Raw genomic sequence first — 26731 nt, 5'->3', positions numbered from 1 at the left:
TTCACCTTAACCTAAAACGTCTTTTTTCTATTTTCTATTTTCTATTTTGATTCTGGTTTAATACCTAAATGCATAGCTGCTACACCAAAAGTAAATGGTTTCACTTGCACATTCTTAAGCCCAGCTTCTTCAAACATACGTGCTAACTCTTTCATCCCTGGGAATGTACTAGCAGATTCCTGAAGCCATGAATATTCTTTATAACTTTTCGCAAACATCTTTCCAAATAACGGCATGATATATTTAAAGTATAAGACATATCCTTGACGAAAACCTATCATCGTTGGTTGGGATGTTTCCAGGCAAATTACTTTTCCACCAGGCTTTACTACACGCGTCATTTCTTTTAATACTTGCATGTAATCCGGAACGTTACGTAACCCAAAACCAATCGTTACATAATCAAACGTATTATCTTCATAAGGAAGTTCCATTGCATTTCCATGCATAAGTTCTACTTGCTTTAATTCTAAAGCTTCTACCTTTTGTTTACCGACAGCTAGCATATTTTCGCTAAAGTCTAAACCGTAAACCTTCCCATCTTCACCTACAGCTCCCGCTAGTGCAATTGTCCAATCTGCCGTCCCGCAGCATACATCAAGTGCCTTACTCCCGGGTTTCACATCCATAATTCGCATCGTTTCTTTGCGCCATGCCTTATGCCTTTGAAAACTAATTACAGAATTCATCACATCGTATTTATCAGAAATTTTCTCAAATACGTCATGTACTCTTTCTTCTTTTGATTGTTGCATGCTCGTACCTTCTTCCAATGTAAAGTTGCTTATTTCCTTGATTTATCTCTTAACATAGAAATTATCTCATTAACTTCTGTATGATTCTCTAAAAAATTTTCTTCCTGCTTTCTCATTTCCATAAGCCATTCATTAATTACTGTTTCCAGATTTTTATCATCATCCAATGAGATTTTTTGGACTGCTTGAAAAACAGGTGAATTTTGTTTATCAGCATACAATTGACACTCTTTTTGAAGACGATTTTTTCCTAACACATAAGTTATATATCGTTTCCAATTAGATAACTGAAAATGATCACATGTTTTTTGCAAAAGCGCAGATTCAATTATTACTACACTTTCCATTATGTCTTGAATCGCCACATGTGCTTTTTGATATAGCATAATTTTATGTTCATTAATCTCCTTAATTCCTTCAGCAAGTGCACGAATTAAGATAATATCACAATTCATTGACAATAAGTAATAGTATAGACCACTATAATAATCCCCTGCAAGAACTGTCAATTGACGACGCTTATGGAATCCACTCGTCTCTTCGTTTGCTTTATTTGATACTTTTTCATGTGTATCAAGAGCAATTTGTACAAGCATAATCGTTACGACATAATGATCAATTTGTTCTTTATGTATATTTGCACTTTTTAATGCACCGTATAACAGCGCTATTTTTTCTTCATCAATAAATGGTTCTTCAATATAGTTTATAAAATAAGGATGGCGTAATTTCTCCATCAATTTCTCTTTAATACCCGCATACCCTCCGTAGATGTCACACACAAAAAATCACCCTTGTTTTCTAATTCATAAAATTTATTATAACACATACATTCTATTTTCTATAATCAAAACTTGGCTACTTCTGCCAAACTGCTACCGAATAAAGCCTCAACTTTTATTCATACAAGTTATCTTCGTCTCTAACAACTACAAACATTCATTTACACAAAAGGCAGAAGTAATTTTCAACCTTTATATTCTTGCTCTTTAACATTAAAACTATATCATTTTTTTGTATATAAAAAAAAGAAAAGCAGTTTCCCGCTCTTCTTTAATTCGTCTTAATAAACGATAAAATTTCACTACGTGCTGCTGCATCATTTTCTAACACGCCGCGCACTGCAGTCGTTACTGTTTTCGCACCAGGCTTTTTCACACCACGCATCGTCATACACATATGCTCTGCTTCTACTACTACCATTACACCATGCGGCTCTAGTACTTCCATAATAGAGTTAGCTACTGTTGATGTAATACGTTCTTGTAGTTGCGGACGACGCGCAATTGTGTCTACAGTACGAGCTAATTTACTTAGTCCCGTTACTTTTCCACCTTGCGGAATATATGCAACGTGAGCAACTCCATAAAACGGAACAAGATGATGCTCACACATCGAATAGAATGGTATATCTTTTACTAGCACAAGCTCTTCGTGGTCTTCTCCGAATACTTTGTGTAAATGCTCTTTCGGATCCTCATGCATTCCTGAGAATACTTCTGCGTACATTTTCGCAACACGTTTCGGTGTATCAAGTACTCCCTCGCGATTTGGGTCATCTCCGATTGCCTCTAAAATAAGACGTACTGCATGTTCAATTTGTTCTAAATTAACTTTTGCCATCCGCTAGCCCTCCCGAAAAACCTAAAAGTGATACGAACACATTCTAGCATATTTATGTTTTTAAAAGCAAAAAGAAGAGTTTCCAAAAAGGAAACTCTTCTTCCCTGTTAATATGTAAGGATTATTTAACCGCATCTTTTAACGCTTTACCAGGTTTGAATGCAGGTACTTTACTTGCAGCGATTTCAATCTCCTCACCTGTTTGTGGGTTACGACCTTTACGAGCCGCACGCTCACGAACTTCGAAGTTACCGAATCCGATTAGTTGTACTTTATCACCTTGTTTTAAAGCTTCTAAGATAGAATCAAAAACAGCGTCCACTGCTTTTGTTGCGTCCTTTTTAGAAAGGGAACTTGCTTCTGCAACAGCATTGATTAAATCTGTCTTGTTCATGCCATTCACCTCCTCCCAAAGATAAGACTGTATAATGATCATAAAATGAGTCTTACTTTCATTTGTAGGCAATTTTTACAAATTCTATACTACAAAGATGTAGATAAATCATTATCAACGCCTATATTATACGATTCTCCTTTATAATTCAATATTTTTAAGGAAATTGTTACTCTAAAAATGTGAAATTCTGATGAAACTTGACAATTTACAACAAAATATTAGATAATGACTGTTTATTTTTCTATTACTTACTCAAAAAGAAAAAAATCCCTCTACAATTAGAGGGATTTTTTTCTTATAATATAATCGCAATTAATCCGCCAGATCCTTCATTAATAATTCTTTCTAGCGTTTCTTTTAATTTATAACGAGCGTTTTCTGGCATTAGAGATAACTTCGCTTGAATTCCTTCTCTAACAATAGAGCTAAGAGAGCGCCCAAATATATCAGAATTCCAAATTGATAGCGGGTCATCTTCAAAATCTTGCATCAAGTAACGAACTAGTTCTTCACTTTGTTTTTCAGTACCGATAATTGGTTCAAATGTTGATTCTACATCCACTTTAATCATATGAATAGACGGCGCAACCGCTTTTAATTTAACACCGAACCTTGAGCCGTGACGAATAATTTCCGGTTCATCTAAGCTCATATCAGCTAATGCAGGCGCTGCTACTCCATATCCGGTTTGTTTTACCATCCGCAAGGCATCCGCCACTTGGTCATATTCTGTTTTCGCATGAGATAAATCGAGCATAAGCTTTAATAAATGATCTTTCCCTCGAATCTCTACTCCTACTACTTCTTTTAAAATTTGATCATACAATTCATCTGGCGCATATAAATCAATCTCTGCCACACCTTGCCCCATATCGATGCCAGCTAGACTTGCTCGATCAATAAATTCATATTGACTAAACTGCCAAACGACACGGTCCACATCACGAAGACGTTTTATATCCTTTACAGTCTCTTGAACCGCTTCCTGATAACTTTGGCGTAACCAATGCCCTTCATTTAGCACCATTACCCAGCTTGGAAGGTTTACATTCACTTCTAAAACCGGGAACTCGAATAATGCTTCTCGCAGTACGTTATACACATCTGTTTCTCTTAAACTCTCTACACTCATCGCAATTACTGGGATATCATATTCTTCTGATAAACTTTGACGTAACTGCTCCGTATCTGGATGGTATGGCTGTACAGTATTGATAATCATAATGAAAGGCTTTCCTACTTCTTTTAACTCATTTACAACGCGTTCTTCTGCCTCTATATAATCTCTTCTTGGAATTTCACCAATTGTTCCATCTGTTGTAATAACGACACCAATTGTTGAATGCTCTTGAATTACTTTACGTGTTCCGATTTCTGCAGCTTCATGGAATGGAATAGGCTCTTCATACCAAGGAGTATTAATCATGCGCGGACCATTCTCATCTTCATAGCCTTTTGCTCCTGGAACCGTATATCCAACACAATCTACTAATCGAATATTTACTTCAAGACCTTCATCTACTTCGATAGAAACCGCTTGGTTTGGAACAAACTTCGGTTCCGTCGTCATTATTGTACGACCAGCAGCACTTTGAGGCAGTTCATCCTGCGCTCTTTGACGGTCTGACTCATTTTCAATATTGGGAATAACAACAAGTTCCATAAATTTTTTAATAAATGTTGATTTCCCTGTTCGAACAGCTCCTACAACTCCAAAATAAATATCACCGCCTGTGCGTTCCGCAATATCTTTAAAAATATCTACCTTTTCCAAGTGATTCCCTCCCTCAATATTTTTGGGAATAATTCCACGTTTATAGTCAACTAATACCTTCTCTAATGTTGCCTATAATATCTGATATAATATAATGGTATTCTAGAAGTTCGGACAATATATCATATAATTTTGTCCAATTTCATATGACTATTTAAAAATACCTTTTGTTTGCATCGCAAGTTGTATAACATAAAAAACCTTTCTTCTAGAACTTATTCACTAAAAGAAAGGTTCATGACTTATGATTTTAAAAAAATTGGTTCTCCATTTTTTACTGTATACGGCAAAGAGTATGCAGGAACAAACGGGGAATCCTTCGATAGTATACTCCGGATATCTTCACCTTCTTTAAATTGTCCTTCATTTTTTTTCAACGCTTCATATAAGTCGATTCTATAATCAACAAACAATTCTCCTTTTTCATTAATTACAAGAGGGAGACCTTTTCCTGAGTACGGACTTGTCACTTGTGGTACATCTTTATATCCTAGTTTTTTGAAGTCTAATTCATAAACACCATCTGTGATCACTTTTTTAAAAGGTGGATATTGATGTTCATCACGATACATTCTTAGCTTCAATGCCACTTCTTGAATTTGTTCCGCCATTCTCACATCAATTAACTTTACTGTCGGATTTTTTTCAACATCTATTAATACATATTGATATACTCCACCACTTTCATACGCATTCCCTGGTGCCTCTTGTATGTACCTTGGAGCAATTTTTTGAAAATCAATTGGATACTTCTGATAAATCGGCGTACTCATATCACGCGTCTTAATTGGTAATAAACCATCCGTTTGCTCCTTATATGTATTAATGGCTTTTTGTACAACTTGCAACTGGTCTTCATAAGGAATAGCACTTTGTTTCATATTTTCTCTTGGATACATACACCCTGTTAAAATGCTCATGCAACAAAATATTAAAATAATATGGATTTTTTTCACTGACAATCACCTTTTCATGCTAGTATGGACTGTTGCTTTTGTAACATTTACCGACTACACATCCTTTATTGCTCAATAGGGCCACTAAATACAACAAGGAAAATAACAATTCCCGATACAATCATGAGGGTGTACGCTACTAAAGCTGTAATCCCTTTCAAAAATTTATTCTTCATTTTATGCCTACTCAATAAAATAAAACTTACTGCAAGAAACATAAATCCAATTGCCCCTAAAGCAAACCACATTTTCATAAGTCCTTCCGACATATATACACCCCTTTACTTTCAATCTATTTTTATACTATTTTAACAAATTAAAATCTTTAAACAAATAAAAATCATCATTTTTCCGTGAATTGATGATTTTTATTTAAAATAATAAAACCGAAGCACGAAATGATGCGCTTCGGTTGACCAAATATGCCCTTAACAGCTCTATTCCCATTCTTTCATAACTATCATATGCATTCTCTAAACTCTTTGTTTCTCATAATTTATTTTTTAAACATTTTACTTAACGAACCAAAATCCGCCGGCATATTATTGTTAATAATTGCTTTTACAATTTGATCCTCTTGCTCTTTCGGCACTTCGCGTCCTGCCATTAGAGCAACTTGATGAATCAATTGGCGAAGCACTGTCTCATCACGTAAGTTCGCATTTTGAACAGACGACGCTAATTTAAAAATATCTTCTTTGTTCACTTTCGCTTCTTTTTCAATGTTATTAAAAATGTTGTTATCCATTCTTTTCACCCTCTCCTCAAGTTACTCTTCATCCTATGCAGAGATAAAAAATTGGTGAAAAGACCCATAAAAAATAAAAAACGGTAGAAGTACGAAATGTACTTCTACCGCTTTCTTTATAACAAATCAGGTATCGCTTCAACTTCATGTTTTCGAACACGTCCCATCAATGAGCCTACTGCGTCTTTCACATTATTCCCATTGAACAGCACGTCATATAAAGCAGCTGTAATCGGCATTTCAACTTCCATTTTCTCTGCCAATTCATGAGCAGCTTTCGTTGTTCTTACACCTTCTACAACCATACCCATACTTTCTAGCACTTCTTCTAAAGAGTGCCCTTTTCCAAGCATATTTCCAGCGCGCCAATTTCGGCTATGCACACTTGTACAAGTTACAATTAAGTCTCCCATACCAGTTAGACCAGCAAATGTTAACGGATTTCCGCCCATTTTTCTTCCTAAACGAGCAATCTCTGTTAAACCACGTGTCATTAATGCCGCTTTCGCATTATCACCTAATCCAAGCCCGTCAGATATCCCCGCAGCTAGTGCAATAATATTTTTTAAAGCACCACCAAGTTCAACTCCAACGATATCTGGGTTTGTATATACACGGAAATAGCTATTCATAAACAAATCTTGTACTCCCTCAGCCGCTTCCATACGCTTTGCTGCAGACGTAACAGTTGTCGCTTGACGCAATCCAACTTCTTCAGCGTGACTCGGCCCAGATAGCACAACAACATCCTTAATCAAGCTCTCTGGAATTTCTTCCTCAATCACTTCCGAAATACGTTTTGACGTACCTGGTTCGATTCCTTTACTTGCATGAATCCAAGTAATTGGCTCTGTAACAATTTCTTTCATCTCTTGCAATACGTCTCGGTACGCTTTCGTCGGTACTACTAGCAGTACTGTATTTACATCTACTAATGCTTCTTCTAAAGAAGAGTAGGCTACGATTGTGCTTGGCAATGTAATCCCTGGAAGATATCTACTGTTCTCACGCTTCGTATTAATTTCATTCATGAGTTCAGGACGGTTTCCCCAAATACGTACATCATGCCCATTGTCAGCTAATACCATCGCTAACGCTGTTCCCCAGCTACCTGCTCCTATTACTGTGATTTTTGTCATAAAATCACATCCTCTCCATTAGTCTCTTGCTCTAGCGATAATGTGAATCGGCGTTCCTACAAAACCGAACGCTTCACGTAAACGGTTCTTTAAGAAGCGCTCATATGAAAAGTGCATTAATTCTGTATCGTTTACAAATATAACAAATGTTGGTGGTTTTACCGCAACTTGTGTCGCATAGAAGATTTTCAGACGGCTACCATTATGTGTCGGCGTTGGATTCATCGCTACCGCATCCATAATTACATCATTTAATACATTCGTTTGTACACGGATGCTATGGCTTTCATTTACCTCATTGATAACCGGTAATAACGTTTGTGTACGCTTTTTCGTTTTCGCAGATAAGAATACAATCGGTGCATACTCTAAAAATTGGAAATGAGCACGGATGTTTTCTTCAAATGCTTTCATTGTTTTTTCATCTTTTTTCACTGCATCCCATTTGTTTACAACGATAATAACAGCTCGTCCTGAATCATGAGCATATCCAGCGATTTTTTTATCTTGCTCAATAATTCCTTCTTCTCCGTCTAAAACGACTAAAACAACGTCAGAACGTTCAATCGCTCTAAGTGCACGAAGTACACTATACTTTTCTGTACTTTCGTATACTTTCCCTTTTTTACGCATACCAGCTGTATCGATGATTACATAATCTTGATCATCTTTACTATATGGTGTATCAACAGCATCACGTGTCGTTCCCGCTATATTACTTACAATTACACGTTCTTGACCAAGAAGTGCATTTACAAGTGATGATTTCCCTACGTTTGGACGTCCAATTAAAGAGAAACGGATTGTTTCATCGTCATACGCTTCTTCTTCAATCTTTGGAAAATGATTTGCAGCTTCATCTAACAAATCACCAAGTCCTAAACCGTGTGTACCTGAAATCGGGAATGGCTCGCCAAATCCTAATGCATAAAAATCATAAATATCACTACGCATGTCTGGATTATCAACCTTATTTACCGCAAGTACAATTGGTTTTTTAGAACGGTATAAAATTTTAGCAACTTCTTCATCTGCTGCAGTTACACCATCGCGACCATTCGTCATAAAAATGATAACATCTGCTTCATCAATCGCTACTTCCGCCTGTTGACGAATTTGTGTCAAGAACGGCTCGTCTCCAATATCAATTCCACCTGTATCAATAATGTTAAACTCATGATTTAACCATTCTCCCGCACTATAAATACGGTCTCGCGTTATACCTGGTATATCTTCTACGATTGAAACTCTTTCTCCAACAATTCTATTGAAAATAGTAGATTTCCCTACGTTCGGGCGGCCTACTATCGCTATTACTGGTTTCGGCATATACTTTCATCCTTTCAACTTGCTTCTGTTTATTATGTAAAAAACCCTTCTTTGTGCAAGAAGGGATTTGCATTCCAGAATATTTCTCAACGTATCAAAACACCTCACATTATACCACACGTTACTAATGTTTCACAATAATATATACATTATCTTGTAAGCGATGTGCAATACCATCTAAAATAGCCTCTAAATTATTTGCAACAAATTCCAGTTCCTCTGTCGACTCGCAAATAAATAAAGGGGCACCACCTGCAAATTTCTCTGGCGTTGTTGTAATGACTGCGAGAATAACACTTTCTAACATCATCTCTTATCTCCCCTTCCTTTCGGAGCTTCTGATGACATATGAACAGCACTCTCTAATGTTGGTACATTTCCGATTACCCCTATCGCTTTTTCTGCATCTTGATCTTGCGGCAGAACAAAAACCCCAACTCTCCCATCCTCTAAATCACGCTTCGCTAACGGTACAAGTGCCGGCGTTCCAGAATCTCTATATATTCCTAAAGCAACCGAAACATCATGTAAAATAGCTTGCCGTTGTCCTAAGTTTGAGATTGTAACCATCGCATCTATCGATTTTGGTTTTAAAATAAATCCCATTCCATATTTCATAATTTCTTCTTGCCTTGCTGGCAATCCAATATTCATAATGTAAATATTATCAATATAAAGTCCCGCTCCTTCAAAACGAAGTGGAACATGCTCTATTTCTACAAGGTCATGAAGTCTTTTACCTGACATTAATTTTTTCGCAATGAAAAAACTTACTATACCAGTAATTACCCCGGCAATCCATGAATCGAATCCTATATACGCAAACGTTGTTACAAACGACGTTAACATCGCCAAGTAGTTACGACTTTCAAATACTAATGCAATTCCTTCAATGTATGTATTACCACGTGGTACGAGCTCATATCCATCTAATTGTTGAAGTGTATTTCTTTCCATATTGCGCACATCACGAAATTGCGTCGCTGCTAACGTAAGAAATGTAATTGCAGAGAAATCTTTTTTCAAAACAGACGGAATCGCAATTGCTCCTAAGGCAGCCGCAATTAATCCCATCGCGATATGAATAATTTTCCCGTGAAGCCTCGTCGGATATTGCCTCGTATCGGTACGAAGCATTAACAACCTAGTTATTGTACCTGCAATTACGCCACATAAAATAGCTGGTGTATATTCAGTCATGTATTACCCTCGCCTTTCTTTTACGTGTTTTCCTCTTAAATTGTTCCATATATACCGATGCCTTTGTAATCCAAAGTAAAATCGCCATAAATAAAGTGGAAACAGCAGCAACATCTAAAAAAGCTAAACTGCCGTATTCATAAGGAAAATGTAATTTACGAAAAATCAGCGTCACCAATAATTCTCCTTGTAACATCCCTATATATAAGGAGCATAATCGTAATATGCGATCCCCGTGCAATAAAACCGATGCATACACAAGTGCACCACTTAACAGCAACAACCTATCAACCACAATCCAAATTGGATCATATACTTCTAACAAATGAAAGCTTGTATATAACATTGCAATAATAAGTGCCGAAAGTAAGGTATATAATTTTTTCCAAATAGAATATAACGCGATACCTACAAAAGAAATAATACAAAGCAAAAGGGCATTTACCGATATCGTGAAAGAAGCAATCGTCACATTTAACGGAGAACAAATAATAAAAATTAATATACAAGCACTTATCTTCCAACGAATAGATTCCTTTTTCATAAAAAAGGTCACGACAATCCACCCTATCCAAGCAACAAAATAAAAAGTACTCCCATCCATCATTTCACCTCCTATGATTTCCATTATGGGAACTTTTTATGAAAGTTAATCCTCCTTTTCTTTGTGCATAGTTTTTCTCATAACAGCAAAACTTTTAATAAGGAGGTGTAACTCACAATGGGTAAAGATCGCCAAGAACGAAAGCTAAGAGAATCACGCCGCGTTGAATCTGATCGCGACCAATCACTTCAATATCCCGGTGCAACAAGTCTTGATACACCGGAGCAAGCTCGAAAGCAAAATCAGCATTAAATAAAGTGAAACCTCAGTGGGGGGTATCCATCCCCACTGATTATTAGCCCACACCAATCGAGCTGCCCTCAAATAGGCAATACAAAAAGACGGTTTCGATATTGTACGAAACCGTCTTTTTACACAATTATTTTATTTATTTCTACTCGTAATATAATTCTTTTGTTTTCGCATTATAAACCCTATCACTCAACGAGGCATCAATCGTAACTACACCTGTTGGTTTTTTAGAATATGTAATAACATAATACGTATGTAGAGAAGGATTTTTACTCTTTACCTCTACACGTACATAATCCGTCTCTCCTATCTCATTTAACTTTCGCTCAACCTCTTTTTTCGCACCTACAATATCTTCTTTTTCTCCTTTAATTTCCCTACTCACAATGGTATTTCCTTGATCAGAAAGTAATACTACTTCAGCATTACTTAAACTCACTTCATTTGGTATATTAAAATAATAAATTGCATACGAATCTTCCGATGGGTTTTTGTCTTCTCCTAATTCCCTTGGCAAAATTAGTGCTTCTATTCCCCTTCCTTCATTCACCGTTGTATTCCTATACAATTTATTCCCGACTGCGATTGCAATATTCGCCATTTTAATTGCTAATTGTGCTGTTGTTGAACTAGAATCTCCTTCTCTTACATTTGAAGTTAATGAAATTTCAACCTTTTTATTATATCCAGAAACCGCTGTATCTTCTCTTATATTTCGTGCATGGATGTTAATATCTTCACTATTATATTTAATCCGTCCTATTGTATTTTTACTATTTGAAGATACATTATCTCCTTTTTTATTAACATCCTCATCCCCTAAATTATTGTAAATTTTTCCTTGTTTCTTTTGACTCTTAAATAGCAATCTCTTATCTTGTTTTATCGCTAACCAGCTATATAGAGAGGAATACTTTCTTACTTTTACCATGTTTTTCTCCACAAACATGGCAAAAGTAAGATTCCTCCAATAATTCAGCAGCACATTTTCTACATTTCTTCATTTTTATAACCCTTTTTTCAATTTTAGCTTTTCCGCACAATATTCATATATACTTTTATTATAATATAAATTCTCTCTTTTTTCCATTTATAGAATTATATAGAATGATAATTTCTCGCCCTCCCTCTTCATTTTACGAAAATAAAACGCAAAAAAATCAACCGGATGGTTGATTTTTTATCGCCTACTATAATATGCAGTGTCAATCCCTCGCTGCGCTAACCAATGGTACGTTTCACCTTTTACAACAAGAGGTACAGATTGTAACTCTTCTATCGTCTTCACGCCAAGAGCTGTCATAATAAATTTTAAATCTGTATGTAAAAGATCAATTTCATCCACTAAATTCTCAACACCATCTTGCATTAAAATACGTAAAAAGTATCCAGCAAACGCAGTTGTATTCGCCCCTAATGCGATTGCCTTCGCCACGTCAAGTGCTGTTTGTATACCCCCAGATGCAATAAAAGAGAGGTTATTATTTGTAGAGGTTGCTTCAATAATCGAGGTAGCTGTTTGTATGCCCCAGTTATTAAAATAAGAAAGCATTCGCTGTCTTCTTTCATTTTCAACAGCAGCAAAATTCGTACCACCTTGTCCGCCAATATCAATTGCTGTTATACCTATATTCGCTAACTGTTGTACTGTTTCCTTACTCATTCCAAAACCGACTTCTTTTACGATGACAGGTACTTTACTTTTTAAAACTATTTTCTCAATCCGCTGAAGTACACCAGTAAAATCACGGTCTCCTTCTGGCATCGTTAACTCCTGTATGACATTTAAATGAATTTGCAGTGCATTCGCTTCAATCATATCAACGGCACGCTCTGCCTGTTCGACAGTTGCCTCACTTCCTAAGTTTGCGAAAAAAATCCCATTCGGATTTACTTTCCTAACAACTTTATACGAAGCCGATTCACTTTCATCTTTTAAAGCTGCCATTTGCGAGCCTACAGCCATAGCAAGGTTATGATGTTTCGCTACATATGCTAATTGCTCATTAATATGTAATGTTTGCTCTCCTCCACCACCAGTCATCGCATTGATAAAAATCGGCGAACTTAGTGAAAGTTCGCCGATTTTTGTTTCACATGTTATAGTGTCATAACTTGAATTTGGCAAGCTTTGATGCACAAAATCAATATCATGAAAGCCATGCGTACGAGACTGACCAGTAGAAAGAGCATATTCAATATGATCTAATTTACGTTTTGCCCTTACCACTTGTACCCCTCTTTATTTCTTTAATTTTTTCAGTTGTTCACCAATAATATCACTTAACTGGAAAGTAGCCGAATCAGCATTTGGCTCATATTGGCTATAATCTTCTGTTACATTATTTTCTTCAAGCGTTTCTTTTATGCTTAAAGAAATACGTTTTTCTGCTACATGGACTTCAAGTACTTTCACTTTTACTTCTTGTCCCATTTCCAATACTTCATTTGGATTTTTCACGTGACGATTTGCAATTTGAGATACATGTACAAGCCCTTCAACACCAGGTAAAATTTCAACAAACGCACCGAATGTAACAAGGCGTTTTACTACTCCCTCACGAATATCTCCAGCTTTTATTTCACCAGCAACATTTTCCCAAGGTCCTGGCTGAGCTGCTTTAATTGATAAAGAAATACGTTGCGTATCAGCATCAACAGATAACACTTTTACCTTTACCTTTTGACCTTGCTCTAATACCTCAGAAGGTTGCTCTACACGTTCGTGTGAAATTTGTGAAATGTGAACTAAACCGTCCACACCACCAACGTTAACGAAAGCACCAAAATCCGTTAATCGTTGTACTGTTCCTTCAACAATATCCCCTTCTTTTAACGAAGAGATTGCTTCTTTTTTCTTAGAATCTAGTTCTAGTTCTACTACCGCTTTATGTGAAAGAATAACACGATTTTTTTCACGGTCTAATTCAACAATTTTCACCGCTAATGTTTTTCCTTTATAGTCAGCAAAGTCTTCTACATAATGTACCTCTACAAGTGAAGCTGGGATAAATCCACGAACACCAAGGTCCACAACTAACCCACCATTCACGATATCTTTTACAGTAACATCAAATACATGACCAGAATTAAATTTTTCTTGTAATTCTACCCACGCTTTTTCTGCGTCAACAGCTCTCTTAGATAAAACAAGATCATCATCTTCTAATTTAATAATTTTCAATTCAAGTGTTTGATCTAATTCTACAACATCGCTTGCTTTTTCAATATGAACGTTAGCTAATTCACTAATCGGAATTACGCCATCTGTTTTGTATCCAACATTTACAAGAACTTGTTTCTCTTCAACTTTCGTTACAGAACCTGTAACAACGTCACCAACTTGTAATTCTTTTGAATTCATAACTTCTTCATTCATTTTCTCTACCATGGAAATACCTCCCTACAGAATTGACAAAGCATTTGTATGTATATACGAAATGAAAACAAATGTTTTCATTTGCATGTTTAAGAATTTATCATCACATATTCTGTTTCAATACAGTTCACAAGAAGCTATATTAAATCTATATAAATAGTATACAGCAAAATCATCTTGAAGAAAGTATGATTTGAAATATAATAGCGAATATATTCTGACAGTTTTTTTCCTCTGTAACTAACTTCTTACAAATTAGCCCATTTGTCAAGAAAAGAGACTTATAATTAACTTATCCTTTACATTTCAAAAAAAAAGAAAGAGGATAGTCCTCTTTCTTTATTTCGCAAATACTCCTGAAACAATACCCATAATTTTTTGGACAACTTCTTCAATTGATAAAGAAGTTGTATCTAATTCCAATGCATCATCAGCTTTTTTCAAAGGAGAAACTTCGCGTTCTGAATCTAATTTATCACGCCTAGCAATTTCTTCTTTTAACTGCTCTAAATTAGAATCGAAACCTTTATTCATATTTTCTAAATGTCTTCTTTCCGCTCTTTCTTCTACAGAAGCAAGCATAAAGATTTTCACTTCAGCATCCGGTAGTACATGTGTACCAATATCACGGCCATCCATTACTACGCCGCCTTTTTTAGCTAATCCTTGTTGACGACGTACCATTTCTTCACGAACAAGACGATGCTTTGCTACAATAGATACGCGATTCGTCACATCTGGCGTACGAATCACCTCAGAAACATCTTGTCCATTTAAAAATACAAGTTGTGTATTTTCCCCTTGCTGAAATTCAATATTTACATTTTTTACGACTTCCATTAACTTTTCTTCATTTTCAATATCCACTTTTTGTTCAAGGGCTGCATATGTAATAGTACGGTACATTGCGCCTGTATCAATGTAAACATATGAAAGTTTTTTTGCAACAACTTTTGCAACTGTACTTTTCCCAGCAGCCGCTGGACCATCTATAGCAATCGAAATTCGTTTATCCATTGTAACACCTCATTTTTCACTTATAAAACAAAACGAAAAGCAGGTATTCTCCCCCTGCTTCTTCTCATTTGCCTCACGTCATTAAATCCTCAATAATTGTAGCATAATCCATCATAGAAGAAAATGAAAACTACTTATTCACCTGTAAGATTTCCACCTTATTTTTCGTGACGACACCTTCGTAATAAACAATTTTCGATAAATATTTCACTGAAGATTTATGTATAAAAAGCAGTTGGACGACAGAAAGAAAAATAAATTGAATCAGTAATATACGAATTATAATTTTCTCCACTTTTTTCAAAAAACTCACTCCTTCCCTCTCTACACTTACACATCTACTCTCATAAATTTCCACAAACAAAACCTAACCTAATAACCACTTACCGGAGCACACTTAAAGTAATTTATTTTATTGTCATTTTCTAAGCATACTTTTATACATTTTCATTGTCGAATTTACTCAAAACATGTTATGTTCTAAATGTATTTTTCAACTTGAAAGGGGTATAAGCATTGAAAAGAATCCTAGTTTTACACACAGGTGGAACAATTGCAATGGAGGAAGATAAAGAAACTGGGGTCGTACAACCAGGTAAAAAGAATCCTCTTTTAAAATTTATTCCTGATTTAGAAGGCGATGTTGATTTAATTGTCGAAGATGTGTTCCATCTTCCATCTCCTCACATGACTCCTAGCGAAATGCTACAATTGCAAGTCATCATTGACGAAAGAGTAAAACAAGACGATATTCACGGCGTAGTCATCACGCATGGTACCGATACATTAGAAGAGACAGCTTATTTTCTTGATTTAACAGTTCAAGCAACTATCCCAATCGTTGTGACAGGGGCAATGCGTTCTAGTAATGAATTAGGTGCCGATGGTCTATATAATTTCTTATCAGCTGTAAAAGTTGCTAGTAGTAATGAAGCTGCTGAAAAAGGCGTTCTAGTCGTATTAAATGACGAAATACATTGTGCTACAAATGTAACAAAAACGCACACAAGTAATGTCGCGACCTTCCAAAGTCCACAGTACGGACCAATTGGCATGGTAACAAAACGTGGTGTTGTTTTCCATCATGCTTTAGTGCATCACGAAACATGCACAGTACGACAGATTTCTAAAAACGTTGTCGTTCTAAAAGCATACGCAGGTATGGATGATACATTATTATCAGCAATCGAAACACTACCAGTAGACGGAATTGTTATTGAAGCACTTGGACAAGGTAATTTACCTCCAAGAACACTTCCTAGTCTAGGGCGATTAATAGAAAAAGGCATTCCAATTGTATTAGTTTCACGCTGCTTTAACGGTATCGTTCAAGACGTATACTCTTATGAAGGTGGCGGAAAACAATTAAAAGATATGGGCATTGTTTTCACCTACGGTTTAAACGCTCAAAAGGCGCGAATTAAATTACTAGTCGCACTAGAAAACACAAACTCTCACGAAACAATCCAACATATGTTTATGCACGATTAAAAAAGAAGCTGTCGAAGATTTCGACAGCTTCTTTTTATTCTTCTCTTGATGCAATGGTTTGCGCAATCGCATCTCCATGGAATCTACCGTTCTCGATAAATATTTCATTTGCGTTATTCCCCGCAGCAATTACACCTGCAATAAAAATATTTTCAGCGTTTGTTTCCATACTACCCTCTATATAAATCGGGCGCCCTGTTTCTTCATCAATCCGAACTCCCATTTTTGTTAAGAAGCTGTGGTCTGGATGGTAACCCGTCATAGCAAATACAAAATCGTTTTGAATTGTATTTGCCTCACCATCTACTGTATACGTCAACGTATGCTCAGTAATTTCTTTTACATGCGCATGGAAATGCATTTGAATTGTCCCATTTCGTACTAACGCCTCAAATTCCGGCAAAATCCACGGCTTAATACTTGGCGAGTATTCCCCACCACGGTATAGAACTGTTACACGTGCACCCGATTTAACAAGCTCTAACGCTGCATCTATACTTGAATTTTTACCACCTATTACAACGACATCTCGATCAAAATAAGGGTGTCCTTCTTTGAAATAATGAGCTACTTTCTCAAGTTTCTCACCAGGTACATTCATATAATTCGGATTATCATAATATCCAGTTGCGACAACAATGTATTTCGCAACATATATTTCTTTGTTTCCGTCACGCTTCGTCGTTTCAACTTTAAAAACATCACCATCTTTTTGAACTTGTTCCACTCGTTCAAATGCATTTACACGTATAGATTTACGCTTTACTACTTCACGATAATACGCAAGCGCCTGATTACGAAATGGCTTACGATTTTCTGTAATAAAAGCAACTTCACCAATTTCTAATTTTTCACTAGAGGAGAAAAATGTTTGATGAGTTGGATAATTATAAATTGCATTTACAATGTTTCCTTTTTCGATTACTAACGGATTTAACCCCACTTTTTGCAACGAAATCGCCGCTGCTAATCCGCATGGACCGCCTCCGATAATAATAACTGTTTCTTTTTGCATACTTAGTTCACTCCTAGTCTTCTACCTCTGCTCTATTTATATAAACAAGAAAAAACCTACTTACAGCAGTAGGCATCTATCTTTATTGTATTCATTTTTCATATATTTGTCATCTAAACGAAACATACATCCGATAGACATCTGCTAAAAACTGCTGAAATTTAATTCCTTGTTGCCCTAATACATTCTCAGGATCGATTTTCCGAGTAGGATCCAACGTTTTGTGTGACACAATAGCCTTTTTAGGATTTAAACCGAAATTTTGACATAAATAAGCGTGATACCACGTAAAACGAGTATACGCCTCCCAAAAGTTTACGTCGCCACCATAGCAAAGTTCAACCCCAATTGCAGCCTTATTCGCATCATAACCGAATAACTCATTATCCGTTGGCACATTGTATCGAACATGGTACGCAACTTCATTTATAGGGACAATTTCTAATATTGTTTTATCATCAATAAATGTATGCGCTGAAGCTTTCGGTTGTATTTCATTAAAGTAATCCCGATTTCCTATCGCATTGCTACCAGGGTTCCCCGTGTCATGACTTACAATAAATCTTACTTTTGAAAGAGGAATTCCTGGTCGTGAATTTCCATACCCAATATAGTTACGCTCTATAGGGAACATCGCCATTACTACCAACTCCCGCCCTAAAAAATTACCTTACTTCCTTATATATGTATTCGGTGGCAATGTCCTTATGGCATATTTCTTATGCGAAGAGAACATCGAAAATATTTGATGTGAATACCATAAATAATACAATACTTACAGCCACCCCATAAAAACCGTAAAACCAAACACAATCTTCTTTCGTATCTAAACCGAAAAACTTATTTACCGATTGTAATAATGTGCCACGCTTGCTTTGTTTGTTTCGTAATACTCCCACTCGTTCTACAACATCTGCTGGCATCATAAATCTTTGGTCTACTGTCATTTTCATCATTTATCTCTCCTTAAAATCATTTCCGTTTTGCTTATCTAAGGAAAGTATAGCACGTTTGTTCGTGTAGAACAAGCGTTCTTTTTTATTTTTTATTCTATTTTTCACCAAACCAAGTAATAATTGTGAATATAAACGCGATAATTGTTCCAACTACAACTGCACCAAATATTAAAAACAATAATCCTTCGCCGAACACCCTAACGACACTTGTTTTTCGGGCTCTCTTAGCTCTTGCAAGTTCACCCTCTAACACCTAATTGGTCTACTCGTTCCATTATTTCATTCCCCATATACAACACCTCATTTAATACTTCAACAAAAAAACGCGATTCCCTCGAAAGGAAATCACGTTTTCTCAAAACATTATATATTATACCCAACCTCTGAAGCGACTAGCCTCAGCCATTTTACGAACACCAATCATGTATGCAGCTAAGCGCATGTTCACTTTACGAACTTGTGATGTTTCATAAATTGAATCGAATGATTTTACCATTACTTTTTCTAAACGTTGTTCTACTTCTTCCTCAGTCCAGTAGTAACCTTGGTTATTTTGTACCCACTCAAAGTAAGATACCGTAACGCCACCAGCACTTGCTAATACGTCTGGAACAAGTAAGATACCACGATCTGTTAAGATTTTTGTTGCTTCTAATGTAGTTGGACCATTTGCAGCTTCAACCACAATTTTCGCTTTAATCTTATCAGCATTTTCTCCTGTAATTTGGTTCTCAATTGCAGCAGGAACTAAAATGTCGCAATCAAGTTCTAACAGTTCTGTATTTGAAATTGTATTATTAAATAGTTTTGTTACAGTACCGAAGCTATCGCGACGATCTAGTAAGTAGTCAATATCTAATCCATTCGGATCATGTAGTGCACCGTAAGCATCTGAAATTGCAATTACTTTCGCGCCTGCATCATGCATAAATTTAGCTAAGAAGCTACCCGCATTACCAAATCCTTGAACAACAACGCGTGCACCTTTAATATCAATGTCACGTTTTTTCGCAGCTTCACGAATACAAATTGTTACACCTTTTGCAGTCGCTGTTTCACGTCCGTGTGATCCACCTAATACAAGTGGTTTACCTGTAATAAATCCTGGTGAATTAAATTCATCGATACGGCTATACTCATCCATCATCCATGCCATAATTTGTGAGTTTGTAAATACATCTGGAGCCGGAATATCTTTTGTCGGACCAACAATTTGGCTAATTGCTCGTACATAACCGCGGCTTAATCTTTCTAATTCACGGAAAGACATCTCACGTGGGTCACAAATGATTCCACCTTTACCTCCACCATATGGTAAATCAACAATACCACATTTTAAACTCATCCAAATAGAAAGTGCTTTCACTTCATTTTCTGTTACGTTTGGATGGAAGCGAATTCCACCTTTCGTTGGACCAACAGCATCATTATGTTGTGCACGATATCCTGTAAATATTTTAACAGTCCCGTCATCCATACGAACTGGAATTTTCACTGTCATCATACGAATTGGTTCTTTCAATAATTCATATACTTCGTTTGGATAACCCAATTTTTCTAATGCTTCATTAATTACAATTTGTGTTGAATTTAACAATTCAAAATGTTGTTCCCCTTGTTGTTGTGTTTTCGTTTGAGTTCCCTTTTCGGCTACCATAGTAAGTAAACCCCCTGTAATTTCACTTGTTTAGTAAACCTTCATTGCCTAGTATACACCGTTAAATTTGGAATGCAATAGAAAACGCTAACAAATATATACAAACTATTTTGTATTGCAAGCGTTTTCACTATTATTATAGTCCTTTTATTGCTTTTAGAAAAGTAAAATACTTAAATATTTAAATATTTTTTATTTTCATCAAAATACATTCGATAAAACAATTATTTCATCAAGAAATACTGATTACATTTTAACATACAGATCGGCTAGTCTTGTTACCTACACTTCGTTTTATAGATTTTAGATTTTCAGCTGAATAAAAATAAAACCTCAAGCTACGTTACATTAGCTGAGGTTTTGTTTTTTCACAAAGTAATTGTATATTTGTTCAATTGCTTGAGAATCCATTAATTCTTTACCATATTCCATTACGCGGTAAATTGTTGCTGTTGAAGGATTACCGTACTCCGCTAAAATAGCTATAAAATCCGCCTTCAATAATTGAAATTGCTCTTCTTCTTCTATCCAAAGATAAAAACGATCATCCCACGTATACAACTTCCCATCAGTTACACCAAGGTTATATAAGCGATTTGACAAATTGATTACATCATCTAATGTAGCAAACTCGTAAAGTATATGTTCACTTTCATCAAGAGTCACTTGCATTTCAATAAACTCGTCACGGAACTCATCTTCTGTGTCCACTTCGTGATTTTCTTTTGTTACAATTACAACCATACCTTGAGCTTGTAGAGAAAATACTTCAACAGCAATCGGTCCATCCGCTTCAAACCCTAATTCTGTATTTGCTTCTTGCATCATATCACGGAATAGTTGCTGTACTTTCGGTGCATTTCTCCACAAATCTTCTTTCGTTAATCCTCGTTCAGATAAATCATCAAATGTTAGGAAAATTTTAATCTTATTATAATTTAAACGTTCCAGTCTCATCTCATACCCTCCCTACGTAACCATTGCATCTAATTTTTATTATATGAAATAGAAAATAGATGGTTCTTTTCGAACGACTATTCCGACATCTTTAACCATCCATCCCATTCTTCTTTCGTGTTACCAATTAGGATATTTTGAAGATTTAATTGATCTCCAATACCTTTTCTTCCTATAAAACCACCAGAGATGTTTTCATTTTTTTCTTGTAACAAGTCAATAAATTCTACTGCCTCTTCAAGTTCTCGTTCATCATCAAAAGATATAAACAAATATTTAGGTTGTAATTGTTCAATAGCTAGTAAAATACCTTCTTCATCTAAACTTGTCCCCATATACATTGTTTGATATCCTTTTAGTCGTAAATACGTCGCGAAAATAAATCCTTTTAATATATTATTTTCTAAGACGAAAACCTTGTTAACGGAAGAATACACCGACGCATTATGATAGATCATTCCTAAACGTGTTTGTAAGAATGATACAACATATTTGAATTGCGACATTGTAATCTCATTATTACTTTTTAAAGTTAACAACTTGTTTGCCACTTGAAGAATGATGCTTGCAACAACCTTTTCCGTTGAATATATACTAAAAACCTCGTTTAATAATGCAGAAATTGTAATTTCATCAAATTCTAACAAAGCTTGTAGTATATCGTCCACTAAAACAACTTCTGTATCAGTAATTTTTTCTTTTTGAACGTTGTTCTGCAACCGATTCCCTTCTAATAACTGAACTGCTTGTCCAATCATCATCCCCTCAGAAACTTTGTTCATTAACCATTTCAAAATATGAATATGCTCTTCTGTATATAAACGATGCCCCGCACGATTTCTCTTTGGGGCAATAATATGATAGCGTCTTTCCCATGCGCGAAGTGTACTCGGTTGAATTCCGAGTATATTTGAGACAGCTTTTATATTATATTTTCCATTTGAATTCGGCATTATTTCCCTCCGCATAACGTAATGATATGTGTTTGGGAAGGTGCCCGAAAACGAAGAGGGAACAATGTTGTTCCATACCCATTACTAACAAAGAGAGTTGTATTAGAATGCTTATATACGCCACCCTTTAAATACTTTTCAGATGGAAGCAACCGAATCTGGCCTCCATGTGTATGTCCACTTAATACGAGCGAAATTTGTTCATTACCAGACATTTTCTTTATTATATCTGGGTTGTGACTAATTAAAATGCGAAAACCTTCTTCTTTACAATCAGACAACGCTAAATCTAAACGATCTCGTTCTAATCCAACATCATCGATACCGAGTAAGCAAATTTTCTCTCCTAATTCAGACTCAAATACAACTCTTGTATTATCTAATACCTTCACATTATTTTCTATTAATAAAGCATCTAATTCGTGATATTCAATTTCATAGTCATTATTTCCCCATACAAAATATACAGGGGCTATTTCTCTTAACTTTTGAATATTTAAAGAGATTTGCGATAAAGGTACTCCTTTTTCAGCTAAATCACCGCCAATAATTACGATATCTGCTTTTCCTTTCACTCGTTCAATTAGCGAGCTAGAAATGATCCTTCTATGAATATCCGAAATAAAAAAAACTTTAACTTTTTGAAAACCTTCCGGAAATTCTTCGAATACTAAAGTATGTTCCAACACTGTATTACGCATCGCTTCTTTATACATTCCAAGAAGACATACAAAACCAATGCATATGAGAGTACATAATAATATAATCCATGACATATATTTTTTACTCTCCCTCCTCGTAAAGTATAGTCCTTAATTTTATGTGGAGCTATATATCACTCATTTAGCTAGCTCTCATACTTCGTGGACTTATCTTTTATAGGAATTTTCAATTCTTGTCCTACCTTCACTTCGTCTTCTTGTAAATCATTATACTTTTTTATTATTTCTATCCCATCTTCATCTGAGAAATATTGCTTCGCTATACTTTCTAAAGTTTCTCCATCTTTCACAACATGAGTTGCTACTTTCTCAGACTGCTTCTTTGATTCAGTCTTAGCGGAATCAAAGAAAATTACTTCAAACGCACTTTTCTCAGCATTATTACTATCACTTTTTACCTGTATATATTTATCCGTATACCATAGGATACTAATAGGTAACAATATGAACAAAAATGTTAACACTCGGACGAAAATGTGATTCATTTTAAACTTTGGTTTGTTCTCTTTATTTCTATGAATTTCACTACGCGGCGGTAAACTTTCATCTTCTTCCACTTGCTCAACTTCTAACTCCTCTTCAAAATCAGGAATTCGTTTTCTCATGTTGTTCACCACCACCTTCCATTTATTTTCTTAATTGGAGCCCCATTATAAAATCAACAAGAAAGTGTGCAAAGATTGTTATAAACAAATTTCCTGTCCACTCGAATACATAACCAAAAACAAAACTAATAAAGCAGACGAAACAAAACAAAAAAGGCTTCGTTATATACCGAATATGTAACACAGCAAAAATTAAACTCGCTATTACAATTCCGAAATGAGTCTGCACTACACCTCTAAATAAAAACTCTTCCGCAAAACCAATAATAAACGTGATAACGAGTAAATGCATGACAGAAATCCCTTGAAACATTCTATCGTTAATGCCACCATCATCAAACCAAGATTCTGGAAACACTCGCATTGCAACATAATCTAATAACACAATACAAATCGCTAACAAGCTACCTATTAAAAGTATAGAAACCGGTTCCCATTTCCATAAACTATAAACTTCTCTTTTATCTTGAAATAATATATATGCTAGTAAACAACCGATACCAATAATGATTAGTTGTGTTATGTAGAGATTCAGTCTTATTTCTCTCGGACTCATATCTTCAACATTATGCCTTTGAATGTTCATCATTCCTCCATCTTTCCTAGGCCGAAAAGCTTTTGTAACTCTGTTTCCCAATTATAGTCGAAAACTAACTGTTGCGCTCGTCTTTTTTTATAATCCGTTTTTGTAATACCACAGTAATCACAACAGTTTTCTATCTCTTTTTCTTTTCTATAACCGAATTGTTGTAATAAATATTCACGTCTACATCCTTGAACTTGTATCCATGACTTCATATTTTCTAGCTCACTATATTTATTACGTATTCTCACTTCCACTTCCGCTATTAATCTGTGCATTATTTCATCTGACAAGCTCTCTAGCATGAGATTTCGCTGTTGTATGATTCCAAGATGTTCGAGATGATAACGTGTAAAGCGCCAATACTGTTCATTAAATCTTGCTGCATTATAACAAATTTCTTCTACATCTTCTAATGGTAATACTTTCGTTTGAAACATTCTTTCTTGTAGTAACGAAAATAAAAATTGTATTTGCGATTTACTTGGTAATTCATCTTCAATGATTGAAATTGGCAAATCGTGATCCAATGGACTACATAATAAAATGGCTATACTCAATTCTCCATCTCTTCCCGCTCTTCCAATTTCTTGTAAATAGGAAGCTACATTTGTCGGATATTGAAAATGAATAATATATCTTGTATTCGCCTTATTTACCCCCATCCCAAAAGCACTTGTACATATTACAATTTGCAACTGGTCATTCATAAACTGCTGTTGAATTAACATACGCTCTTCATGTTCCATACCACCATGATAAAAAGCTACACCTGTAATTCCTTTTCCTCTTAAATACTCGGTTAAACGCTCTGTCCAGGCCCTACTTGAACAATAAACAATACCAGGCCCCTGCAAATACATTACATGCTCAAAAAGCGCCTCTTTTTTTTCTTCTATTGTTTCCACAAATTGCACTTCCATCGCAATATTTGGACGATCAATTGAGTACACATGCTCAGCAATATTTTTTAGATTTAAACTTTCCGCTATATCTCGCAGTACATCCTTTGTCGCAGTTGCTGTTAATGCTAGTACCGTCGGAGATCCGATACTCTCAATTACTTTATCTAATTTTTTATAATCTGGCCGAAAATCATAGCCCCATTGTGAAATACAATGCGCTTCATCTACGACAAATAATGAAATATGAATTTTTTTCAATTCTCTTATTAGAAGTTCCGACTGCAACATCTCTGGTGATACGAAAACAAATTTATAAAAAGATAGCTTTTTCATTGCTTCTCTTTTTTCAATTAACGTCCGAAAACTATTCAATGCAATAACTCGATTTTTCACGACATACTTTAATTGCGTAACTTGGTCTTCCATTAAAGATAATAATGGTGATACAACAAGCACCGTACCCTCTTGCAGAAGCCCCGGAAGTTGATAACACATTGACTTTCCCCTTCCAGTCGGAAGCATTGCTACAACATCTTTTCCTTCCAATAAGTCCGTAATAACTCCTTTTTGCCCCGGACGAAATTCAGAATATCCAAACCACTTATATAAATATTCCTCAAGCTTCATTTATACCCTCCATCCGTGCCAATACAAGACGTACTTCAAAATAAGAGATTTCCTCTCCAACCGCTTGCTTCAACACACGCAATTTACGTGTTTGTAATGCTTCGATTACTTTTGTTACTTTTTCCATTTTTTCTTTTTCCATAAACATTTCAATAGAAAATTCTTTTTCTCGTAAAGCAATTTCTACAAAATGGTCTTCTATCGTGGCAACCTTCAAATTCCGAATTGTTGCTATTTCTTCTAAAGAGCGTCCTTGTCTCCAAAGATTATATGTTTTTTTCGTTGATAAACTAAATAAATCAGCTTTCTCATTTGGATACGATATAATTTCAGCTAATAATGGAAACTCGTTTTCTTTATTGCGAACTTCTTGAATAAGGAAATGAATTGTACCCCAAAATAAAAAATACACTCGAAATATATCTTGTTTCGTAATTTCCGCTAATTGTTGTAAAGTACACCCAATACGTTTATACCCAGTTAACCGATATATTACGATCGTCGCCTCTACTGGATTATTTTTTTGTAAAAGAGTATGCATTTCCTTCCATAATCTTTTAGCCAATTCACTTCTCATATACGGTATTCCAGTGAGAAAACGTTTCACCCACATCATTATTTCTGTATCCTGTTGAATTGGAATAAATTTCGTATTCGCCTGTTGTAAATTCGAAATGGTTTGAACGATCAATGATAATCTCTTCCAAAACGTTTCACCTATTTCCCCATAGTGTAAACCATTTAAATATGTCGGAAAGGCAAAGTCACCTTCCCATTTGTTTAATTGCACGTTACCAGCAGTCGTTAACACATATGTATTATCATGTATACCTTGAACTAAATCCGTTTGTAACAACTTTGCAACTTCTTGATCATAATCAGCTCTATTTAATGACTTATAAATCCCAAACAAAAAAGAAATTTGAAACATATTCCCATCTTGTAATGTTTGCGACGATCTCTTTCCTTTTAGTAAATAATAAATTGAAGAAACGGTTCTTTCACCATTCAATTGTTTTAAACAATATAATAAAGTATATTGTAGCTGCATTACCGCTTCCACCTCTCAGTCTAACTTCATTCTTTT

General features: G+C 35.4%; 31 protein-coding genes and 1 pseudogene. 2 read left to right on the top strand and 30 right to left on the bottom strand.

Features of this window, described 5'->3' with window-relative positions:
- Nucleotides 1-41: 41 nt before the first annotated feature.
- The 13 genes from menG to MR155_RS07275 all read right to left on the bottom strand — a co-directional run bounded on the left by menG (nucleotide 42) and on the right by MR155_RS07275 (nucleotide 10525).
- Nucleotides 42-755, bottom strand: a complete 714-nt coding sequence (gene menG / locus MR155_RS07335; RefSeq protein ID WP_002086620.1) for a 2-heptaprenyl-1,4-naphthoquinone methyltransferase — start codon at nucleotides 753-755, stop codon at nucleotides 42-44.
- Nucleotides 756-784: 29 nt separating this feature from the next.
- The gene (locus MR155_RS07330) at nucleotides 785-1537 is read right to left on the bottom strand and encodes a heptaprenyl diphosphate synthase component 1 (protein WP_113937053.1); all 753 of its coding nucleotides are present in this window, start codon (nucleotides 1535-1537) and stop codon (nucleotides 785-787) included.
- A 271-nt stretch (nucleotides 1538-1808) separates the two neighbouring features.
- Nucleotides 1809-2378, bottom strand: a complete 570-nt coding sequence (gene folE / locus MR155_RS07325; protein WP_002011819.1) for a GTP cyclohydrolase I FolE — start codon at nucleotides 2376-2378, stop codon at nucleotides 1809-1811.
- Nucleotides 2379-2499: 121 nt separating this feature from the next.
- Nucleotides 2500-2772: an HU family DNA-binding protein gene (locus MR155_RS07320; RefSeq protein ID WP_001043860.1), complete on the bottom strand. Its 273-nt coding sequence runs from the start codon at nucleotides 2770-2772 to the stop codon at nucleotides 2500-2502.
- A gap of 298 nt (nucleotides 2773-3070) precedes the next feature.
- Nucleotides 3071-4549 carry a stage IV sporulation protein A gene (gene spoIVA, locus MR155_RS07315; RefSeq protein WP_000416521.1) on the bottom strand — a complete coding sequence of 493 codons (1479 nt, stop codon included), beginning with the start codon at nucleotides 4547-4549 and terminating at the stop codon, nucleotides 3071-3073.
- A 242-nt stretch (nucleotides 4550-4791) separates the two neighbouring features.
- Nucleotides 4792-5505: a hypothetical protein gene (locus MR155_RS07310; RefSeq protein WP_002126422.1), complete on the bottom strand. Its 714-nt coding sequence runs from the start codon at nucleotides 5503-5505 to the stop codon at nucleotides 4792-4794.
- Nucleotides 5506-5570: 65 nt separating this feature from the next.
- Nucleotides 5571-5774, bottom strand: a complete 204-nt coding sequence (locus MR155_RS07305; RefSeq protein WP_002011815.1) for a DUF2768 domain-containing protein — start codon at nucleotides 5772-5774, stop codon at nucleotides 5571-5573.
- Nucleotides 5775-6001: 227 nt separating this feature from the next.
- On the bottom strand, nucleotides 6002-6253 hold the full coding sequence (locus MR155_RS07300; protein WP_000369753.1) for a stage VI sporulation protein F: 252 nt from the start codon (nucleotides 6251-6253) through the stop codon (nucleotides 6002-6004).
- A gap of 116 nt (nucleotides 6254-6369) precedes the next feature.
- A complete protein-coding gene (locus MR155_RS07295) occupies nucleotides 6370-7392 on the bottom strand; it encodes an NAD(P)H-dependent glycerol-3-phosphate dehydrogenase (protein ID WP_002011813.1) in 1023 nt (340 codons plus the stop codon).
- A gap of 18 nt (nucleotides 7393-7410) precedes the next feature.
- Complete coding sequence (der, locus tag MR155_RS07290; RefSeq protein WP_002011811.1) at nucleotides 7411-8721, bottom strand: ribosome biogenesis GTPase Der; 1311 nt, start codon at nucleotides 8719-8721, stop codon at nucleotides 7411-7413.
- Nucleotides 8722-8845: 124 nt separating this feature from the next.
- Nucleotides 8846-9031, bottom strand: coding sequence for a capping complex subunit for YIEGIA (locus MR155_RS07285; protein ID WP_002086624.1), 186 nt, complete (start codon nucleotides 9029-9031; stop codon nucleotides 8846-8848).
- Nucleotides 9028-9921 (bottom strand): YIEGIA family protein, encoded by an 894-nt coding sequence (locus MR155_RS07280; RefSeq protein WP_002135269.1) that lies wholly within the window; start codon nucleotides 9919-9921, stop codon nucleotides 9028-9030. The genes MR155_RS07285 and MR155_RS07280 overlap by 4 nt, the downstream gene beginning before the upstream one ends.
- Nucleotides 9914-10525: a YphA family membrane protein gene (locus MR155_RS07275; RefSeq protein ID WP_002086626.1), complete on the bottom strand. Its 612-nt coding sequence runs from the start codon at nucleotides 10523-10525 to the stop codon at nucleotides 9914-9916. The genes MR155_RS07280 and MR155_RS07275 overlap by 8 nt, the downstream gene beginning before the upstream one ends.
- Nucleotides 10526-10642: 117 nt before the next feature.
- Between MR155_RS07275 and MR155_RS07270 the strand changes: the two genes are divergently transcribed.
- Nucleotides 10643-10777: a YpzI family protein gene (locus MR155_RS07270; RefSeq protein WP_000513901.1), complete on the top strand. Its 135-nt coding sequence runs from the start codon at nucleotides 10643-10645 to the stop codon at nucleotides 10775-10777.
- A gap of 142 nt (nucleotides 10778-10919) precedes the next feature.
- Here the strand turns inward: MR155_RS07270 and MR155_RS07265 are convergent, their stop codons facing one another.
- The 5 genes from MR155_RS07265 to MR155_RS07245 form a co-directional block, all read right to left on the bottom strand.
- Nucleotides 10920-11708, bottom strand: a complete 789-nt coding sequence (locus MR155_RS07265) for a hypothetical protein (RefSeq protein ID WP_242309269.1) — start codon at nucleotides 11706-11708, stop codon at nucleotides 10920-10922.
- A gap of 249 nt (nucleotides 11709-11957) precedes the next feature.
- Nucleotides 11958-13007, bottom strand: coding sequence for a type 2 isopentenyl-diphosphate Delta-isomerase (gene fni / locus MR155_RS07260; RefSeq protein WP_242309076.1), 1050 nt, complete (start codon nucleotides 13005-13007; stop codon nucleotides 11958-11960).
- A 12-nt stretch (nucleotides 13008-13019) separates the two neighbouring features.
- Nucleotides 13020-14168 (bottom strand): 30S ribosomal protein S1, encoded by a 1149-nt coding sequence (gene rpsA / locus MR155_RS07255; RefSeq protein ID WP_002030757.1) that lies wholly within the window; start codon nucleotides 14166-14168, stop codon nucleotides 13020-13022.
- Nucleotides 14169-14495: 327 nt separating this feature from the next.
- Entirely contained in the window at nucleotides 14496-15173 is a 678-nt protein-coding gene (cmk, locus tag MR155_RS07250; protein WP_002086629.1) for a (d)CMP kinase, read from the bottom strand.
- A 130-nt stretch (nucleotides 15174-15303) separates the two neighbouring features.
- Nucleotides 15304-15477 (bottom strand): DUF5359 family protein, encoded by a 174-nt coding sequence (locus MR155_RS07245; protein WP_242309074.1) that lies wholly within the window; start codon nucleotides 15475-15477, stop codon nucleotides 15304-15306.
- Between the two features lie 212 nt (nucleotides 15478-15689).
- Between MR155_RS07245 and ansA the strand changes: the two genes are divergently transcribed.
- On the top strand, nucleotides 15690-16664 hold the full coding sequence (gene ansA / locus MR155_RS07240) for an asparaginase (protein ID WP_002030754.1): 975 nt from the start codon (nucleotides 15690-15692) through the stop codon (nucleotides 16662-16664).
- 34 nt (nucleotides 16665-16698) lie between these two features.
- On the opposite strand, the gene MR155_RS07235 is transcribed toward ansA, so the two are convergent.
- From MR155_RS07235 to MR155_RS07180, 12 genes and pseudogenes are all read right to left on the bottom strand, one after another.
- Nucleotides 16699-17679 carry a YpdA family putative bacillithiol disulfide reductase gene (locus tag MR155_RS07235; RefSeq protein WP_002030753.1) on the bottom strand — a complete coding sequence of 327 codons (981 nt, stop codon included), beginning with the start codon at nucleotides 17677-17679 and terminating at the stop codon, nucleotides 16699-16701.
- A 109-nt stretch (nucleotides 17680-17788) separates the two neighbouring features.
- Nucleotides 17789-18319, bottom strand: coding sequence for a peptidoglycan recognition protein family protein (locus MR155_RS07230; protein ID WP_002011791.1), 531 nt, complete (start codon nucleotides 18317-18319; stop codon nucleotides 17789-17791).
- Between the two features lie 79 nt (nucleotides 18320-18398).
- The gene (locus MR155_RS07225) at nucleotides 18399-18635 is read right to left on the bottom strand and encodes a DUF3961 domain-containing protein (RefSeq protein WP_242309072.1); all 237 of its coding nucleotides are present in this window, start codon (nucleotides 18633-18635) and stop codon (nucleotides 18399-18401) included.
- 94 nt (nucleotides 18636-18729) lie between these two features.
- A pseudogene (locus MR155_RS07220) lies at nucleotides 18730-18925 on the bottom strand (hypothetical protein).
- Between the two features lie 80 nt (nucleotides 18926-19005).
- On the bottom strand, nucleotides 19006-20292 hold the full coding sequence (gudB, locus tag MR155_RS07215; RefSeq protein WP_113937042.1) for an NAD-specific glutamate dehydrogenase: 1287 nt from the start codon (nucleotides 20290-20292) through the stop codon (nucleotides 19006-19008).
- Between the two features lie 348 nt (nucleotides 20293-20640).
- Nucleotides 20641-21249: a genetic competence negative regulator gene (locus MR155_RS07210; protein ID WP_002011786.1), complete on the bottom strand. Its 609-nt coding sequence runs from the start codon at nucleotides 21247-21249 to the stop codon at nucleotides 20641-20643.
- Nucleotides 21250-21326: 77 nt separating this feature from the next.
- Nucleotides 21327-22202 (bottom strand): MerR family transcriptional regulator, encoded by an 876-nt coding sequence (locus tag MR155_RS07205; RefSeq protein WP_002166076.1) that lies wholly within the window; start codon nucleotides 22200-22202, stop codon nucleotides 21327-21329.
- Nucleotides 22202-22978 carry a metallophosphoesterase gene (locus MR155_RS07200; RefSeq protein WP_242309070.1) on the bottom strand — a complete coding sequence of 259 codons (777 nt, stop codon included), beginning with the start codon at nucleotides 22976-22978 and terminating at the stop codon, nucleotides 22202-22204. Before MR155_RS07200 ends, MR155_RS07205 begins: the two co-directional genes overlap by 1 nt.
- 71 nt (nucleotides 22979-23049) lie before the next feature.
- Nucleotides 23050-23529 (bottom strand): LysM peptidoglycan-binding domain-containing protein, encoded by a 480-nt coding sequence (locus MR155_RS07195; protein WP_002030746.1) that lies wholly within the window; start codon nucleotides 23527-23529, stop codon nucleotides 23050-23052.
- A gap of 22 nt (nucleotides 23530-23551) precedes the next feature.
- A complete protein-coding gene (locus MR155_RS07190) occupies nucleotides 23552-24115 on the bottom strand; it encodes a CPBP family intramembrane glutamic endopeptidase (RefSeq protein WP_002064506.1) in 564 nt (187 codons plus the stop codon).
- Entirely contained in the window at nucleotides 24115-25644 is a 1530-nt protein-coding gene (locus MR155_RS07185; RefSeq protein WP_219301818.1) for a RecQ family ATP-dependent DNA helicase, read from the bottom strand. The genes MR155_RS07190 and MR155_RS07185 overlap by 1 nt, the downstream gene beginning before the upstream one ends.
- A complete protein-coding gene (locus MR155_RS07180) occupies nucleotides 25634-26695 on the bottom strand; it encodes a YpbB family protein (RefSeq protein ID WP_002086645.1) in 1062 nt (353 codons plus the stop codon). Before MR155_RS07180 ends, MR155_RS07185 begins: the two co-directional genes overlap by 11 nt.
- Nucleotides 26696-26731: the final 36 nt, after the last annotated feature.

The organism is Bacillus cereus group sp. BfR-BA-01331, assembly GCF_022663915.1.
Classification (GTDB): domain Bacteria; phylum Bacillota; class Bacilli; order Bacillales; family Bacillaceae_G; genus Bacillus_A; species Bacillus_A mycoides.
This window is presented reverse-complemented; position numbering and strand designations above follow the sequence as displayed.

What these genes read in the sequence shown, in the direction of transcription:
- menG (WP_002086620.1), bottom strand. Translation starts at nt 755, where the DNA reads ATGCAACAATCAAAAGAAGAAAGAGTACATGACGTATTTGAGAAAATT.
- folE (WP_002011819.1), bottom strand. Translation starts at nt 2,378, where the DNA reads ATGGCAAAAGTTAATTTAGAACAAATTGAACATGCAGTACGTCTTATT.
- MR155_RS07320 (WP_001043860.1), bottom strand. Translation starts at nt 2,772, where the DNA reads ATGAACAAGACAGATTTAATCAATGCTGTTGCAGAAGCAAGTTCCCTT.
- MR155_RS07305 (WP_002011815.1), bottom strand. Translation starts at nt 5,774, where the DNA reads ATGTCGGAAGGACTTATGAAAATGTGGTTTGCTTTAGGGGCAATTGGA.
- MR155_RS07300 (WP_000369753.1), bottom strand. Translation starts at nt 6,253, where the DNA reads ATGGATAACAACATTTTTAATAACATTGAAAAAGAAGCGAAAGTGAAC.
- MR155_RS07295 (WP_002011813.1), bottom strand. Translation starts at nt 7,392, where the DNA reads ATGACAAAAATCACAGTAATAGGAGCAGGTAGCTGGGGAACAGCGTTA.
- der (WP_002011811.1), bottom strand. Translation starts at nt 8,721, where the DNA reads ATGCCGAAACCAGTAATAGCGATAGTAGGCCGCCCGAACGTAGGGAAA.
- MR155_RS07285 (WP_002086624.1), bottom strand. Translation starts at nt 9,031, where the DNA reads ATGATGTTAGAAAGTGTTATTCTCGCAGTCATTACAACAACGCCAGAG.
- MR155_RS07280 (WP_002135269.1), bottom strand. Translation starts at nt 9,921, where the DNA reads ATGACTGAATATACACCAGCTATTTTATGTGGCGTAATTGCAGGTACA.
- MR155_RS07275 (WP_002086626.1), bottom strand. Translation starts at nt 10,525, where the DNA reads ATGGATGGGAGTACTTTTTATTTTGTTGCTTGGATAGGGTGGATTGTC.
- MR155_RS07270 (WP_000513901.1), top strand. Translation starts at nt 10,643, where the DNA reads ATGGGTAAAGATCGCCAAGAACGAAAGCTAAGAGAATCACGCCGCGTT.
- MR155_RS07265 (WP_242309269.1), bottom strand. Translation starts at nt 11,708, where the DNA reads ATGGTAAAAGTAAGAAAGTATTCCTCTCTATATAGCTGGTTAGCGATA.
- rpsA (WP_002030757.1), bottom strand. Translation starts at nt 14,168, where the DNA reads ATGGTAGAGAAAATGAATGAAGAAGTTATGAATTCAAAAGAATTACAA.
- cmk (WP_002086629.1), bottom strand. Translation starts at nt 15,173, where the DNA reads ATGGATAAACGAATTTCGATTGCTATAGATGGTCCAGCGGCTGCTGGG.
- MR155_RS07235 (WP_002030753.1), bottom strand. Translation starts at nt 17,679, where the DNA reads ATGCAAAAAGAAACAGTTATTATTATCGGAGGCGGTCCATGCGGATTA.
- MR155_RS07230 (WP_002011791.1), bottom strand. Translation starts at nt 18,319, where the DNA reads ATGGCGATGTTCCCTATAGAGCGTAACTATATTGGGTATGGAAATTCA.
- MR155_RS07225 (WP_242309072.1), bottom strand. Translation starts at nt 18,635, where the DNA reads ATGATGAAAATGACAGTAGACCAAAGATTTATGATGCCAGCAGATGTT.
- gudB (WP_113937042.1), bottom strand. Translation starts at nt 20,292, where the DNA reads ATGGTAGCCGAAAAGGGAACTCAAACGAAAACACAACAACAAGGGGAA.
- MR155_RS07210 (WP_002011786.1), bottom strand. Translation starts at nt 21,249, where the DNA reads ATGAGACTGGAACGTTTAAATTATAATAAGATTAAAATTTTCCTAACA.
- MR155_RS07205 (WP_002166076.1), bottom strand. Translation starts at nt 22,202, where the DNA reads ATGCCGAATTCAAATGGAAAATATAATATAAAAGCTGTCTCAAATATA.
- MR155_RS07200 (WP_242309070.1), bottom strand. Translation starts at nt 22,978, where the DNA reads ATGTCATGGATTATATTATTATGTACTCTCATATGCATTGGTTTTGTA.
- MR155_RS07195 (WP_002030746.1), bottom strand. Translation starts at nt 23,529, where the DNA reads ATGAGAAAACGAATTCCTGATTTTGAAGAGGAGTTAGAAGTTGAGCAA.
- MR155_RS07190 (WP_002064506.1), bottom strand. Translation starts at nt 24,115, where the DNA reads ATGAACATTCAAAGGCATAATGTTGAAGATATGAGTCCGAGAGAAATA.
- MR155_RS07185 (WP_219301818.1), bottom strand. Translation starts at nt 25,644, where the DNA reads ATGAAGCTTGAGGAATATTTATATAAGTGGTTTGGATATTCTGAATTT.
- MR155_RS07180 (WP_002086645.1), bottom strand. Translation starts at nt 26,695, where the DNA reads ATGCAGCTACAATATACTTTATTATATTGTTTAAAACAATTGAATGGT.